General features: G+C 65.1%; 16 protein-coding genes. 4 read left to right on the top strand and 12 right to left on the bottom strand.

Translation table 11 applies throughout. The annotated features are described in order from the left end of the window. Positions 1-95: 95 nt before the first annotated feature. The 7 genes from ACVW1C_RS13650 to uvrC form a co-directional block, all read right to left on the bottom strand. Positions 96-950 carry a TIGR01459 family HAD-type hydrolase gene (locus ACVW1C_RS13650; RefSeq protein WP_456758866.1) on the bottom strand — a complete coding sequence of 285 codons (855 nt, stop codon included), beginning with the start codon at positions 948-950 and terminating at the stop codon, positions 96-98. Positions 951-965: 15 nt separating this feature from the next. Next, entirely contained in the window at positions 966-2,378 is a 1,413-nt protein-coding gene (locus tag ACVW1C_RS13645; protein WP_456758865.1) for an EAL domain-containing protein, read from the bottom strand. Between the two features lie 176 nt (positions 2,379-2,554). After that, positions 2,555-3,526, bottom strand: coding sequence for a 50S ribosomal protein L3 N(5)-glutamine methyltransferase (gene prmB / locus ACVW1C_RS13640; protein WP_456758864.1), 972 nt, complete (start codon positions 3,524-3,526; stop codon positions 2,555-2,557). Next, entirely contained in the window at positions 3,526-3,993 is a 468-nt protein-coding gene (locus ACVW1C_RS13635) for a molybdenum cofactor biosynthesis protein MoaE (protein WP_456758863.1), read from the bottom strand. Before ACVW1C_RS13635 ends, prmB begins: the two co-directional genes overlap by 1 nt. A gap of 8 nt (positions 3,994-4,001) precedes the next feature. After that, entirely contained in the window at positions 4,002-4,253 is a 252-nt protein-coding gene (gene moaD, locus ACVW1C_RS13630) for a molybdopterin converting factor subunit 1 (RefSeq protein ID WP_173638532.1), read from the bottom strand. Then, complete coding sequence (gene pgsA, locus ACVW1C_RS13625; protein WP_016844474.1) at positions 4,250-4,864, bottom strand: CDP-diacylglycerol--glycerol-3-phosphate 3-phosphatidyltransferase; 615 nt, start codon at positions 4,862-4,864, stop codon at positions 4,250-4,252. Before pgsA ends, moaD begins: the two co-directional genes overlap by 4 nt. A 191-nt stretch (positions 4,865-5,055) precedes the next feature. Continuing rightward, positions 5,056-7,182 carry an excinuclease ABC subunit UvrC gene (gene uvrC, locus ACVW1C_RS13620; protein WP_456758862.1) on the bottom strand — a complete coding sequence of 709 codons (2,127 nt, stop codon included), beginning with the start codon at positions 7,180-7,182 and terminating at the stop codon, positions 5,056-5,058. Between the two features lie 264 nt (positions 7,183-7,446). On the opposite strand from uvrC, the gene ACVW1C_RS13615 reads away from it, so the two are divergent. Then, the gene (locus tag ACVW1C_RS13615) at positions 7,447-8,070 is read left to right on the top strand and encodes an outer membrane protein (protein WP_456758861.1); all 624 of its coding nucleotides are present in this window, start codon (positions 7,447-7,449) and stop codon (positions 8,068-8,070) included. 273 nt (positions 8,071-8,343) lie between these two features. On the opposite strand, the gene ACVW1C_RS13610 is transcribed toward ACVW1C_RS13615, so the two are convergent. From ACVW1C_RS13610 to ACVW1C_RS13595, 4 genes are all read right to left on the bottom strand, one after another. Next, positions 8,344-8,556: a cold-shock protein gene (locus tag ACVW1C_RS13610; protein ID WP_016844477.1), complete on the bottom strand. Its 213-nt coding sequence runs from the start codon at positions 8,554-8,556 to the stop codon at positions 8,344-8,346. A 259-nt stretch (positions 8,557-8,815) separates the two neighbouring features. Further along, complete coding sequence (locus ACVW1C_RS13605; protein ID WP_456758860.1) at positions 8,816-9,676, bottom strand: 23S rRNA (adenine(2030)-N(6))-methyltransferase RlmJ; 861 nt, start codon at positions 9,674-9,676, stop codon at positions 8,816-8,818. Positions 9,677-9,836: 160 nt separating this feature from the next. Then, positions 9,837-10,460 (bottom strand): ribonuclease T2, encoded by a 624-nt coding sequence (locus ACVW1C_RS13600; RefSeq protein ID WP_229170475.1) that lies wholly within the window; start codon positions 10,458-10,460, stop codon positions 9,837-9,839. Positions 10,461-10,638: 178 nt separating this feature from the next. Further along, a complete protein-coding gene (locus tag ACVW1C_RS13595; protein ID WP_456758859.1) occupies positions 10,639-11,115 on the bottom strand; it encodes a hypothetical protein in 477 nt (158 codons plus the stop codon). A gap of 166 nt (positions 11,116-11,281) precedes the next feature. Here ACVW1C_RS13595 and ACVW1C_RS13590 point away from each other — a divergent pair, with 166 nt between their 5' ends. The 3 genes from ACVW1C_RS13590 to ACVW1C_RS13580 all read left to right on the top strand — a co-directional run bounded on the left by ACVW1C_RS13590 (position 11,282) and on the right by ACVW1C_RS13580 (position 13,101). Next, complete coding sequence (locus ACVW1C_RS13590; protein ID WP_456758858.1) at positions 11,282-11,581, top strand: hypothetical protein; 300 nt, start codon at positions 11,282-11,284, stop codon at positions 11,579-11,581. A gap of 43 nt (positions 11,582-11,624) precedes the next feature. Next, on the top strand, positions 11,625-12,155 hold the full coding sequence (locus ACVW1C_RS13585) for a DUF3617 domain-containing protein (protein ID WP_097671589.1): 531 nt from the start codon (positions 11,625-11,627) through the stop codon (positions 12,153-12,155). An 82-nt stretch (positions 12,156-12,237) separates the two neighbouring features. After that, entirely contained in the window at positions 12,238-13,101 is an 864-nt protein-coding gene (locus ACVW1C_RS13580; protein ID WP_456758857.1) for a TonB-dependent receptor plug domain-containing protein, read from the top strand. Here the strand turns inward: ACVW1C_RS13580 and ACVW1C_RS13575 are convergent. Further along, positions 13,043-14,428, bottom strand: coding sequence for an ATP-binding protein (locus ACVW1C_RS13575; RefSeq protein ID WP_456758856.1), 1,386 nt, complete (start codon positions 14,426-14,428; stop codon positions 13,043-13,045). The genes ACVW1C_RS13580 and ACVW1C_RS13575 overlap by 59 nt on opposite strands. Positions 14,429-14,434: the final 6 nt, after the last annotated feature.

Here is a 14,434-nt window from a genome sequence, read left to right as displayed (position 1 = left end):
TCAAGGCGACTGGCCGAACACTGCGCGCCGTGGGCTCCTTTGCATGGGGTTGTTTTCGATATTTTGGCGGCGGGGCGCCCCTGCGGGGTTGCCCGCTACCACTTCAGCTCGCGCATCAGCGCGCGGGGCGGATGGCCGAACAATTCTTTCACCGAGGCGGGGTCGAGCTGCTCGATGCCCTCGAACTGCTCGGAATGGATGCCGCGGGTGACGAACAGGAGATCGATGCCGAAGCCGTGGGCGCCGGTGAGGTCGGTGCGCACGGAATCGCCGATCGCGAGCACGCGGCTGAGTTCCGTCGGACGCCCGCGGCGCTCGGCGGCCAGCGCCATGGCGCGCTCGTAGATCGGCCGGTGCGGCTTGCCGTAGAACACCGCCTCGCCGCCGAGCTCGCGATAGAGTTCGGCAACCGCGCCGGCGCAATAGATCAGCCGGTCGCCGCGCTCGACCACGATGTCCGGATTGGCGCAGACCAGCGTCAGCTTGCGCTCGAGCGCCTTGAGCAGCGTGTCGCGATAATCCTCGGCGGATTCGGTCTCGTCGTCGAACAGTCCGGTGCAGATGATGTAGTCGGCCTGCTCCAGCGGCACCAAGGTGGCGTCGAGGCCGCGATGGATCGAGCTGTCGCGCTCCGGGCCGATCCAGAATATTTTCTGACCGGGATGATCGGCAACGAAGTGGCGCGTCAGGTCGCCCGAGGAGACGATCGCGTCATAGGTCTCGTCGGCGACGCCGAGCTTGCGCAGCTGGCGCTGTACTGAGTCAGCCGGACGCGGCGCGTTGGTGATCAGGATGACGGTGCCGCCCTGCTGGCGGAAGGTGTGCAGCGCCTCGCAGGCCTCGGGAAAGGATTCGAGCCCGTTGTGCACGACGCCCCAGATGTCCGACAGCACGACGTCGACGCTGTCCGTGAGGTCGCGCAGCCGCTCCACGAAACGCAGCGATGTCATGATGCGAACCGCCGGTCAGTTGGGCCCGAGCGCGCGGCGCGCCAGCGCGGCGCTGCCGGTCGTGCGCGGTGGCGCTGCGGGGCTGGAGACGGGTGCGGAAGTGCCGGCGCCATTGAGGTCCTGGGGCTTGGTCTGCGGAGCCTCGGCGGTAGCAGATGCCCCTTCCGGCCGCAACGGCCGCGGCGGCGCGAACAGGAAGCCCTGGCCGAACCGGACATCGTAGTCGAGCAGGTCGACCACCGAGCGCTCGCCCTCGATCCGTTCGGCGATCAGGTCGATGCCGTAGCGGCCGAGCAGGTCGGACAGATCGGAGGGATCGATATCGGTGGTCGCGCTCTGCGTGGCGTCGAGCAGCAGCGCGGCCGGCACCTTGATGAAGCGGACGCCGCGATCGGCGAGCTCGCGCGGCTCGAAGCGAAGGTCGCTGACGTGGTCGATCGAGAACCGGTAGCCACGCTGCGACAGCGCCGCGAGATTCTCGCTTTCGACCGGGCCGAGATTGCGGAAGGTGGCCTGCTTGAACTCGAGCACGAAGGACGGCGCCAGCGCGCGGTTGGCCTCGAGGAAGTCGAGGCACTGGGTGAAGTGCTGCGGGCTGGACAGCGTCGCGGCCGAGACGTTGCAGAACACGCCGACATCCTTGCTGCGGATCATCAGGCGGCGAAGCACCTGGACGCAGCGAAGCATCACCATGTGGTCGATGCGGCCGATCAGGCCGCCGACCTCGGCCGCCTCGATGAAATCGTCGGCGGCAAGGACCTGGTCGCGCTCGTCGCGCAGCCGCGTCACCGCCTCGTAGTAGCGCACCTTGCGCTGCGGCAGCGTCACCATCGGCTGCAGGTAGATGTCGAGGCGGTTCTCGTCGATGGCGTGCCGGATCGCGGCAATGAGCTGGGTCTGGCTGCGCGAGATCGCTGCCGGGGGCGCAGCTGGCGGCGGGGGTGCAAACACGGCGGTCGGAGCCGGCGGGACGGGTTGCAGCAGTTCGTCGCGCGGCGAGGCGACCGGCTGTGCCACGGGAGCGGCCGCCAGCAAATCCTCATGGTGGGCGACGGACGCCGCAAGCTGCCGCACCAGGCCGCCAAGTTCGTTGATCTCGCCGGCCATGCCCTGGATCCGGTCGGTGCCGGTGGAGTTCGCCGAGGCGACGCGGCCTTCGACCGCGGCCAGCCGGCGGCCGAATTCGGCGACCTGGCGGGCGAGGTCGGCGGTGCCGCGCGACAGATCCGCGATCTGGCCGCCGACATCGCTGCGGTCGCGCAACCGCATCGACACGGCGTTGTAGAGGATCAGGCAGGTGAGGGCGGTGAGCGCCACGATCGCCGATTCCGATCCGCTGATGCCCGCCACCGAATACAGCACGAAGCCCAGCGAGGCTGCGACCAGCACCATGCAGATGGCGATGAAGATCGTCGAAATGCGAATCATGTCGCGCGCCCGCGCCCTCTCTCCGAACGTCCCCGGAGCGCAAGCTTAGCACCATTGTTGATTCGACGGGCCTGCGATCTTCCGAACCGGCTGGAACTGCACACGATTTTCGCTTCGTCTTGGCCGGCCTCGATGTCGAGCTCCGTAATCGACCGGAGCCGGCCGCGGCGCGTCCGTCAGAGGTCGGCGGCAGCGATCCAGAACACCTCGCCCTCGGAGTCCTCGGTGTCGAGCCAGAGCAGCGGCAGGTTGGGATAGGCGGCCTCGAGATTGTCGCGGCCGCGGCCGATCTCGCAGAGCAGCCCGCCTTGCGGGGTCAGATGTCGCTTGGCCTCATCGAGCAGGCGGCGGACGATATCGAGCCCGTCGGCGCCGCCGTCGAATGCGATCTTCGGCTCGGCGCGGCACTCGCGCGGCAGCGCGGCCATGCCCTCGGCATCGACATAGGGCGGGTTCGAGATGATGAGATCGTAGCGCCGGTCGCCGATTGGCTTGAACAGGTCGCCGCGATGGAGGGTCACGCGGTCGTCGAGGCCATGGTCGGCGACGTTGCGCGCGGCGACTTCGAGCGCATCCTTTGAGATATCCACCGCGTCGACCGCGGCGTTGGCGAAATGCCGCGCGGCCAGGATCGCAAGGCAGCCGGAGCCGGTGCAGAGGTCGAGCACGCTTTCGACCTCGGCGGGGTCGCCGATCAGCGAGGTGCCGTCCTCGTCGCCGCCGAAATGCGAGTCCAGCAATTCGCCGATGAAGGAGCGCGGCACGATGGTGCGCTCGTCGACATAGAACGGCAGGCCGCGCATATAAACCTTGTTGACGAGATAGGCGGCCGGCTTTCGCGTCGCGATCCGCCGCTCGATCAGGTCGAGGATCTGCTTGCCTTCGACCACGGTGACGCGCGCGTTCGCGAAGGTCTCGAACTGGTCGGGATGCAAATGCAGCGTCTCGCAGATCAGGAACGCGGCTTCCGCTACCGGATCGGTGGTGCCGTGCGCGAACACGAGCTTGGCCGCATTGAAGCGGCTGACCGCATAGCGCAGGAAATCGAACAGGGTGTGAAGCTCGCCGGCGCCGACCTTGGGCGCCTTCTTGGGCGCTTTCGGCGCGGCGGGGCCGCGCCTGGCCGGCACTTTGCTGCGCTTCGCCATCAGGATTTGGTCCAGCGTGCGGCGGCCGCGTCGTCGTGGCCCTGCGCCTCGATCCAGCTCGTGCCGCGCGCGCTTTCCTCACGCTTCCAGAACGGAGCGTTGGTCTTGAGATAGTCCATCAGGAACTCGGCTGCCTCGAACGCCGCCTGCCGGTGCGCCGAGGCGGTCACGACCAGCACGATGTTCTCGCCCGGCGCGATGCGGCCGAAGCGGTGGATGATGGTGAGGCCCTGCAATGGCCAGCGCGCCAGCGCCTCGTCGGCATGGCGCGCAATCTCGGCCTCCGCCATGCCCGGGTAATGCTCGAGCGTCAGCGCGGCGATCGGCTCGCCCTGTTCGCTGCCGCGGCAGATGCCGCTGAAGCTGACGACCGCGCCGACATCGGTGCGGCCCTTGCTCAGGCCGGCGATCTCCTCTGCGACGTCGAAGTCGGCTTCCTGGATCCGGATGGTCGTTGCGATAGCCATAGGAAGATCTAGCCGCCGGTCATCGGCGGAAAGAACGCGATCTCGCGGGCGCCGGAGATCACAGCGTCCGGTTTGACATGGGCGTGGTCGATCGCGGCGCGGATCACCGTGGGCTTCTCGAAGGCATGGGCGTAGCCGTCGTCGCGCGCGGCAAGCCAGCCGATCAGTTCGCCGACGGTGCGCACCTCGGCCGGCGGCTCGACGATCTCTTCGGCCTTGCCGATGCGTTCACGCACCCAGGCGAAATATTTCAGCTTCATCCCTCATCCTCCTTGATGAGGTGATGGATGCCGGCACGGAAGTAATCCCAGCCGGTGTAGATCGTGAAGATCGCCGACATCCACAGCAGCACGATGCCGATCAGGGTGGTCGCCGGGAAGACCTGCTCGCCCGCTTCGCCCGCGATCAAAAAGCCGATCGCCACCAGCTGGATCGTGGTCTTCCATTTCGCCAGCTTGGTGACGGGAACGCTGACCCGCAGCCCCGCGAGGTATTCGCGCAGGCCCGAGACCAGGATCTCGCGGCACAGGATCACGATCGCCGCCCACAGCGTCCAGCCATGGATCGAATTGTCGGCGGCCAGCATCAGCAGGCTGGAGGCCACCAGGAGCTTGTCGGCGATCGGATCGAGCATCCGGCCGAAGGCGGACTGCTGGTCCCACATCCGGGCGTAATAGCCGTCGAGATAATCGGTGATCCCGGCCGCAATGAACACGGCCAGCGCCACCCAGCGCAGCCACAACGGGCCGTCCAGGATCGACTGCCAGTAGACGCAGCCGATCACCACCGGGATCGCGGCGATCCGGGCGTAGGTCAGGATATTCGGGAGGGACATGGTCTTGGTCTGTCCCCTTGTCGTCGCGATGTTCATCCGTTCTACCAATACCGCTGAAGCCAGAAGGTCAACCGTGCGGGCGCCAAAGCACGGCGAGATTAGGCTGAATCCTCATGGCACCTTAGCCCCTTGTTTATGCATGATCTTTTCGGAACGTTGCTTCCAGTTTTGCGCATCATGCCCCAGATGCCCTGCCGCAGGCGACGCCCTGATGACTCGCCTTTGGTTTAACCCGGCTGGGCGTGGAAAAACTCGAAAATCTTGCGGGCACTCTCGGCGCTGACACCGGGAACCTTGCCGAGGTCGGCGATCGAGGCCCGCTCGATCTCCTTGAGCGTTCCGAAGTGGTGCAGCAAGGCACGTTTGCGCGACGGGCCGATGCCCGGGATCTCCTGCAACCCGGCCTCGCGGATGTCCTTTTTGCGCAGCTTGCGGTGCGAGCCGATCACGAAGCGGTGGGCCTCGTCGCGCAGCCGCTGGATGAAATAGAGCACCGGGTCGCGCGGCTCCAGCTTGATGGCCTCGCGGTCCGGCATGAACAGGGTTTCCCGTCCCGCATCGCGCTCCGGCCCCTTCGCCACCGCCATCAGCGAGACCTGGGTCAGCCCGAGGGTCTGAAAAATCTCCCGGACCGCGTTGAGCTGGCCGCGGCCGCCGTCGATGATGACGAGATCGGGCCATTGCGGGAACGAGTCGTCGTCCGCCTTGTCTTTTGCCTTGGCGGCGTCGCCTTCCGGCGGCTTCAGCAGCCGCTTGAAGCGGCGCTCCAGCACCTCGCGCATCATCCCGTAATCGTCGCCGGGCGTCAGCCCTTCGGACTTGATGTTGAACTTGCGGTACTGGTTCTTCATGAATCCGTCGGGTCCAGCCACGATCATCGCGCCGACTGCGTTGGTGCCCTGGATGTGGCTGTTGTCGTAGACCTCGATGCGCTTCGGCGTGTGCGGCAGGCCGAGCGTCGTGACCATGCCCTCCAGCAGCCGGCTCTGCGTCGCGGTATCGGCGAGCTTGCGGCCGAGCGCCTCGCGCGCGTTGGTCAGCGCGTGGCCGATCAATTCCTTCTTCTCGCCGCGCTTGGGCACGGAGACCTCGACCTTGAATCCGGCCTTCACCGACAGCGCGTCGGCGAGCAACGCGCTTTCCTCGATCTCGTGCGACAGCAGGATCAGCTTCGGCGGCGGCTTGTCGTCGTAGAATTGCGCGAGGAATGAGGACAGCACCTCCTCGGGCGTGAAGCTCTTTTCCGCGCGCGGGAAATAGGCGCGATTGCCCCAGTTCTGACCGGTGCGGAAGAAGAACACCTCGACGCAGGAATAGCCGCCTTCCTGGTGGATCGCGAACACATCGGCCTCTTCGACGGTGCGCGGGTTGATGCCCTGCTGCGACTGGATCGCCGACAGCGCCGCGAGACGGTCGCGGTACAGCGCCGCGGTCTCGAATTCGAGCTCGGCGGAGGCCTTCTCCATCTCGGCCGCGAGCAGTTGCTTCACGGCGTGGCTGCGGCCGGAGAGGAATTCGGTCGCCTCGCGCACCAGCTCGCCATAGCCGGGGAAATCGATCTCGCGCGTGCAGGGGCCGGCGCAGCGCTTGATCTGATAGAGCAGGCAGGGCCGGCTGCGGCTCTCGAAGAAGCCGTCGGTGCAGGAGCGGATCAGAAACGCGCGCTGCAGCGCCGTGATGGTGCGGTTGACCGCGCCTGCGTTGGCGAACGGGCCGAAATAGCGTCCGGGCCGCGACTGCGCGCCGCGATGCTTGAGAATCTGCGGCGCCCAATGGTCGCCGGTGATCAGAATATAGGGAAACGACTTGTCGTCGCGCAGCTGCACATTGAAGCGCGGCCGGAGCTGCTTGATCAGATTGGCTTCGAGCAGCAGCGCCTCGGTCTCGGTCGTGGTCGAGACGATCTCGACATGCGTGGTCGCCGCGATCATGCGCAGGATGCGCGCCGGCAGCGGCGCGTTGGCGCGCGCATAGGATGACAGCCGCTTTTTGACGTTCTTCGCCTTGCCGACATAGAGCACGTCGTTGGCGGCATTGAGCATGCGGTAGACGCCGGGCGAGGTCGGGGCGAGGCGGACCGCGTTCTCGATCGCCTCATGCCCGATCGAGAGCGTCCCCTCGGCGATTGCCTCGGTTGCGTCCTCCGATACCTCGGGAAGACGCGCGTCATCGTCCTCCTCGGTGGCGGAGGTTTCCGGATCGACGTCGCTCGTGTCGAGCGTCAGGTCGTCCTGAGGCCGATCGGACTTTGCACTGCGCCGCGCCTTGGGGTCAGCCTTGGGGTCAGCCCCGGGATCAGTCTTGGGATCAGTCTTGGGGGCCGGCGTCGGACGCTCGGGAGAATCGTGAACCATGGGCCGTAAATTAAGCGCTTGGGCGACCGGTCGCCAGCGCTGGCGGCGCAGGAAAACAACCCCGATTGCAGCGCGTTACCGGCCCAGCGCGGCCGGCCGGGGCTGGTTGGTAACACATTGTTAAGACTGATGAGCGGGCCGCTAACCGGGCTTAACAACCCTTTAACTTAAAACTCTCGATAAACCTTAGCGAAAAAAGTGGAATTCCGTAACCACGCCGGCCCTGGGCCTGCGGGCTGCGGCAGTTGCGTGTGGAGAGTACCCATGACCCGGTTTGTTGCGCGTGCGCTGGCACTGATCGTCGCAGGCTGGACGACCTCGGCGGCGGCGGCCGATCTCAACTACGGCTCGCCCTATACCGTCTATCAGCCGCTCAATGCCTATAGCTGGGCCGGTCCCTATCTCGGCGGCAACGTCGGCTACGGCTGGGGTTCGGTCGAGAACAACCCGACCAAGCCGTCCGGTTTCGTCGGCGGCGTGCAGGCCGGCTACAATTTCCAGAACGGCTCTCCGTGGGTGTTCGGCATCGAGGCCGATATCCAGGGCACCACCGCCGACGATCGGTTCGCGCCCTGGAAGTTCTCCAACCCGTGGTTCGGCACGGTGCGCGGCCGCGCCGGCTATGCGGTCAACAATGTGCTGTTCTACGCGACCGGCGGTCTTGCCTTCGGCGAACTGCGCGGCGAGACTTTCGGCATATCGGAGTCGCATACCAATGCGGGCTTCACCGTCGGCGCCGGCGTCGAAATGGGCTTTGCCCCGAACTGGAGCGCCAAGATCGAATATCTCTACGTCGATCTCGCCAACAGCAACTTCACGATTACCGGCGGCGCGCCGAACGGCTACAGCTTCAGCCTGGTTCGCGCCGGCATCAACTATCACTTCTGAGAACAAGAAAACGTCTGCCATTAACTCCCGGCCGCGCCACGCGCGGCCGGGCTTTTCTCTTGTGCTGATCGCCTGGACATGACTCGTGGAGCGCGCGCGGCAGCGTCCGCGAATCCAGTCGGTGAGCCGCACGCACCGGATATGCGGGCACCGCCAATCGCGTCCGCATCATGCAGAGGATCATGCAGCGGGCGCGAGCCACGCGCCCGGCAATCAACTCAGACGCAACGCTTCATTCGCCGTTCATTACGAGCTACGCACCGCGCGCGCTCGTCATGAAACCACCAGGTTGACCGCCTTCGGGCCCTTGCCCTTCTTGTCGGGTTCAACCTCGAACGTAATGCGCTGTCCTTCAGTCAGGTCCTTCAAGCCGGCACGCTCGACAGCTGTGATGTGAACGAACACATCGCGGCCGCCATCATCAGGCTTGATGAAGCCATAGCCACGCTCTCCGTTGAAGAACTTGACTGTCCCAGTCATGGCCATCGGGAAACTCCTCCCCCGTATTGCTCCACCGCTACGCGCACGCCGCGTAGCGGTTGACCGACATTCGCTTGTCGGAAGCTTGGCCACCTGAACAGGCCGGCGTCACGCCGCCGGTCTGCCTGGATTTATTTCGGCCTTGTCACTCCGCCGCAACCATTCGCGGAAGCGGAACGTAAAGCCAGTCGTAACAAGATGAGCATAATACGGTTCCGCGCGCGTTGCCTATGCTCAAATAGAACTTTTCAGTGGGTGCTACCGATCAAGGTTTAGGCGTTTCGAGTCTGAAGCGTCCGGCGCCGCCTTGACCAAGCGGTCTCTCGAGTTCGGGCAGGATGATCTTCAGCTCGCCCGCCAGCGTCCACGGCGGATTCACTATCAAAAGCCCGGTGGAAACGAGGCCTGCGCCGGTTTCTTGTGGCGCCACACTGAATTCCAAACGCAAGCATTTGCCTGCGGGCCGACTGCTTGCTGTCGCTGCAGCCACGCTGCGCGCGAGCTCGTCGGTAGCTCTCCGGGTTTTTACGGGGTACCACAAAAGATACGTGCCGGTCGGCCACTTCGCGAACGCTTCGGTGAAGGCACTCGCCAGCCGCTCGAACTCGTCCTTCGCTTCGAATGGCGGATCGATCAGCACCAGGCCGCGCCGTTCGTTCGGCGGCACGAATGCGGGCAATGCCATCCAGCCGTCGAGATCGACGACGCGCGCCTGCACATCGCGTCGCAATGCATCGATCAATTGCTTGCGCGCCACGGGCTCGATCTCGCAGGCCGTCATACGGTCTTGCGGACGCAGCAGCGCCCGCGCGATCAACGGCGAGCCGGGATAGGCTTTCAACTCGCCTCTCGGGTTGAATGCCCTGACGATGTCGAGATAGGGTGCGATCAGCGGCAACGCCTTGTCGGACAGCCGCGCCTGCATCAGCCGCGCGATGCCGGTCAGCCATTCGCCGCCGCGCTGCGCTTCGCTCGACGTCAAATCATAGAGGCCGGCGCCGGCATGGGTGTCGATGACGCGGAACGGCGCCTGCTTCTCCTGCAGATAGGTGAGCATGCGCACCAGCACGATGTGCTTGATGACGTCGGCAAAGCTGCCGGCATGAAAGGCGTGACGATAGTTCATGCGATGACGCTGCGCTCCAGAGGGTGCGCATGTTGTACTGCGTCATGCCCGGCCTGTCCCGGGCATCTATGCCTCATCTCGTCAGTTTCGCGATGGCGTCCATGGCCGGGACACTCGGCGCGACAACGCGCGTTTGCCCGGCCCTGACGCGGACGAGACTTCAGCCGCCGCGAACCGGCGGCATCAGCACCTGATCGCGGCGGCAGGCGCGGCGATCGATTTCCTCGCAGGAACGGAATTGCAGATCCTTGCTGAGGCAGATCCGTACCTCGCTGAGCCGCTTGCTGTCGCAGGTCACCGAGATCGCGGAGTTGCTGAGCCCCGGATTGGCCTTGATGAACGCCGTCTCCAGTTCGTCGGGCGCGATCGTCTTCGGCTCCGTCAATTGCAGGAATTCCTCGGGGATCTTTACCGCGGCGCGGGCCTTGCGGATGGCTTCGAAATAGGCCCGTTCGCCGAGGCCGGAGCAGGTGCCGTGCTTGTCCCACTCGTTGTAGATCAGGCCGGGCGCCGGCATCAGGTCGAGCATCGAAGTCATGATGTTGCGGGCGAGGCGGGGTGAGGGCCGCTGGCAGTATTCCGGAAAGCCCCGCTCATATTGCGGCCACAGCCCGTGCACCACGAACGAGTAAGGCCGTCCGCCGCATTGCGCCTGGGTGCCGCGGCCGTTGTTGCCGCGCTCGCTCGCCGCCTCGCAGAACGAGGGCGACCACGACAGCGACAGCACATAGAAATCGAACTCGCCGGGCGCATTCTGCCGGCGATCCTGGGCCGAGGCCCCCATCGCGCCGCACAGAACAAAGGCAATTGAAATCAGAAATCGGGAAATTGTGACCAACCGAGGCATCAAACGCTCCCTCACGCGACCCGTTCAGAAGCTAGCAGGGTGCTAGAACATTTCAAGAACAAAAAGCCGCCGTCTGAATGGCGGCGGCTTCCGTCTTGACCGAACTGGTCGGAGATCAGGGCCGGGCGGCCCTGCAGGACGGGTTATAGGCCCAGTTGCGGTCGAGCCCGGCGACGCACCATTCGACGCCCTGGCCGATGCCGGCAAAACCGCCGTCCTCGATGATCGAATAGTGCACCTTGCGCACCTTGCCGTCGCTCAGCATCGCGTCGCCCGAGCAATAGCGGCGCGGGATGTTATCGGACTGCCACGGGCGGAACGCGGTTTCGTGGATCCGGCTGAACCCGGTGATCACGAGCGGCGAATTCCAGAAAGTGGCTTCCTTTTCGTGGAATTGATCGCTGATGACGCTCAGGGCCCGCTCGCAGGGGGCCACATTGCCGTCATAGCGCGGGCCGGACAGCCAGAAATTCAGTTCGAACGGATTGGCGGCCTGAGCCGTGCCCCCGAACGCCAGAAGGCCGACCACGAGCGCGGCGCCGAGGCCAAGCGTGTGGCTGAGTTTGTTGGGGGAGTTGAACAGGTTGCGCATGGGAATCCACCCGATGATCAGATGCGGCGGACGGTGCCGTGAAGCCCCGGCAAGGTCAAGTGCAGCGCGGCAACACCTGCGGAGAAGTCCACCTCCAACAGCCGGCTCGTTCTTTCCATGGTCGCCAGCGCGCTCTATGTTGGTCGCAAGCGAAATGGAGTCTGCGATGCGAAGGAAATTGGCCGCGTGCCTGGTTGCCGTTTGCGGGATGCTGGCCGTTGGTCCGGCGCGAGCCGACTGGATGCAGCCGGTGCCGCCGTTCAAGGGCAATGATACAGGCGGTATCATCGCCTATACGCTGGCGGCCCAGACCGACGCGCGGCAGCTCGCCGTCGATCACTGCGCCTCCTACGGCAAGGTGGTCAAGTTCCTTGGGGTGCAGCGCTACCCGGGTGGCTATATCTCGTTCGCCTGCCGCTGGGTGCCCTACGGTTCGGCCCAGAGACCGGTGCGCACGCTCTACTGAGCGCACTCCAGATCATTCGATCGTTCAGCCGGGAATTCACCGCATGACCCGACAGCTTGCCTTGCTTGGTTCTGCTGTTTGCCTCGTCCTGTCCACTGGCGCCGCGAGCGCCGTCGACCTGCCGATCCGCAAGGCCGGTCTGTGGGAGATGAAAATGGTGCGCACCGGCGGCCCGATGCCGGAAATCACCATGCAGCACTGCACCGACGAGACCACCGACAAGGAGATGAGCGCGGCGGCCTCGCCGATGGCCAAGGAAGTCTGCTCCAAGCAGGACATCCAGAAGACCGCGACCGGCTATGTCAGCGACAGCGTGTGCAGCGTCGCCGGCATGTCGATGAAGAGCCATGCCGAGATCGTCGGCGATTTCAATTCCGCCTACACGGTCAAGAGCACCTCGCACGCGGAAGGCGGCGCGGCCGGCTCCCGCGACACCACGATGACCATCGAGGCGAAATGGCTCGGCGCCTGCAAGAGCGACCAGAAGCCCGGTGACATCATCATGCCCGGCGGCATGAAGATGAACGTCAAGGATATGGAAAAGCTGAAGGGCCTCCTGCCCAAGCAGAAATAGGCGCAGCGCCTTCGATCGCCGCAGCGCGCCAGAGCACGTCCTCTCTCATGTTGAGGGGACGTGACGTTGTGCACCACCATCATTGCGGCCAGCCCGCGCCAAGATTGCCAAGTCGCAAGGCGCTGCCGGCACGGTCGGCACCAAGACCAACACCGCGCTGATCGAGACGCCGCAGTCGCTTTCGGTCGTCACGCAGAAGGAGCTCAGGGATCGTAATGTCCAGACGCTCAAGGACGCCGTCAATTACACGCCCGGCGTCACGACCACGGCGTTCGGCTATGATCCCCGGTCCGACAGCTTCTACATCCGTGGCTTCGATGCGACCCATACCGGGATCTATCGCGACGGCCTGCGCCAGGGCGGCGGCAACTTCGCCATTCCCAAGATCGAGCCCTACGATCTCGACAGCGTGTCTACTCGAATGATCCGGCCTTCAGCGCTATGGATCAGAAGCAATACCGCATCGGTTACGCGTTCGAGCACAATGTCGACGACGACGCCTGGACGGTGCGGCAGAACTTCCGCTTCTATCAGGTCGACACCGACGCGAAATACACCCAGATCGATTCCATCGACAGCAGCACCAATCTCGCGTCGCGCTCCGCCTGGCGGATCCTGGATAGCTGTGACGCTCGACGAAGGGCTCGGGCTTGGTCTCGGTGTCCGTTATATCGGGACCAACTTCGGCAACGACCAGAATACGGCGAGAACGTTGTTCGATGCCGTGATCGACTACGATCTCGGCAAGCTCGACCGGCGCTTCCTCGACGCCCATACGCTTGAACGCGACCAATCTGTTCGACACGCACTACCAGACCTGCCAGTCCGGCTACTGCTATGCCGGCGAGCGGCGTCAAGTGATCGGCACCTTGTCTTACCGCTGGTAGCTACACCGGCACGCGCACCGCCGCGCGCAGGCCGCCCATCGGGCTTTCGCCGAGCATGATGTCGCCGCCATGCGAGCGGGCGATGTCGCGGGCGATCGCAAGTCCGAGGCCGCTGCCGCCTTCGTCCTGGTTGCGGGCGTCGTCGAGCCGCAGGAAGGGCTTGAACACTTCCTCGCGCATGTCGGCGGGGATGCCGGGGCCGTCGTCGTCGACCGTGATGTTGAGGTAGCGATGGTCGCGCTGGCCGGTGATCGAGATCGTGTTGGCGTGGCGCGCCGCGTTGGAGACGAGGTTGGCGAGGCAGCGCTTGAACGAAGCCGGTTTCACCGTGACGACGGGCAGGCCGTGGAACGCGACGGTCGCGGTGTGGCCGTGGCGTTCGGCGTCGCTGCGCAATTCCTCGAGCGCCATCGCCATGTCGGTCGGCTGCGCGACCTCGCCGGAATCGCCGCGCGCGAAGGCAAGGTAGTCCTCCAGCATCATCGACATCTCGTCGACGTCCTTGCGCATCGCGTCGATCTCGGGGCCTTCGCCGATCAAGGCGAGTTCGAGCTTGAAGCGGGTCAGGATGGTACGCAAATCATGCGACACCCCGGCGAGCATCGCGGTGCGCTGCTCGATCGAGCGTTCGACGCGCGCCTTCATCTCGATGAAGGCCTGCGCCGCGCGCCGCACCTCGCGCGCGCCGCGGGGCCGGAAGTTCGGTGCCTCGCGGCCCTTGCCGAAGCTTTCGGCGGCATCGGCCAGTCTGAGGATCGGCTTGATCTGGTTGCGCAGGAACAGCACGGCGACGATCAGCAGGATCGACGAGGTGCCGACCATCCAGAAGATGAAGATCTCCGAGTTGGAGGCGTAGGCCGCGCTGCGCTGGGCGAAGATGCGCATCACGGAATCGTCGAGCTGGACGCGGATCTCGACCAGGTTGGACTTGCCGACGGTGTCGATCCAGAACGGACGGCTGATCTGGCGGCCGAGCTGCACCGACAGGGTCTGGTCGAGCAGCGAGAAGAACGGCTTCGGCCCTGGCGGCGGCATGTCGCCGGCGGGGAGGAAGTCGACCACGAGCTGCAGCTTCTGCGCGATGCCGCGCAGGTGCGCGCGGTCCTTGTCCTGCGGATAGGTCTTGTAGACGTCGATCAGCGCCGCGATGTCGGAGACCACCGCGGCCGACAGGCGCCGCGTCACCGTATTCCAGTGCCGCTCCATGAACACGAACGCGACCACGGTCTGCAGGATCACCATCGGAACGATCATGATCAGCAGCGCGCGCGCATAGAGGCCGGTCGGCATCCAGCTCTTGAACGCATTGCCCATCCAGCCGTTCGCCTTCGAGACGCGCTGCGAGGCGTTCTTGATCAGGGTCAGGCCGGTGTCGAGCGTACTCATGGCTGC

Source organism: Bradyrhizobium sp. USDA 4011 (assembly GCF_054063415.1).
This window is presented reverse-complemented; position numbering and strand designations above follow the sequence as displayed.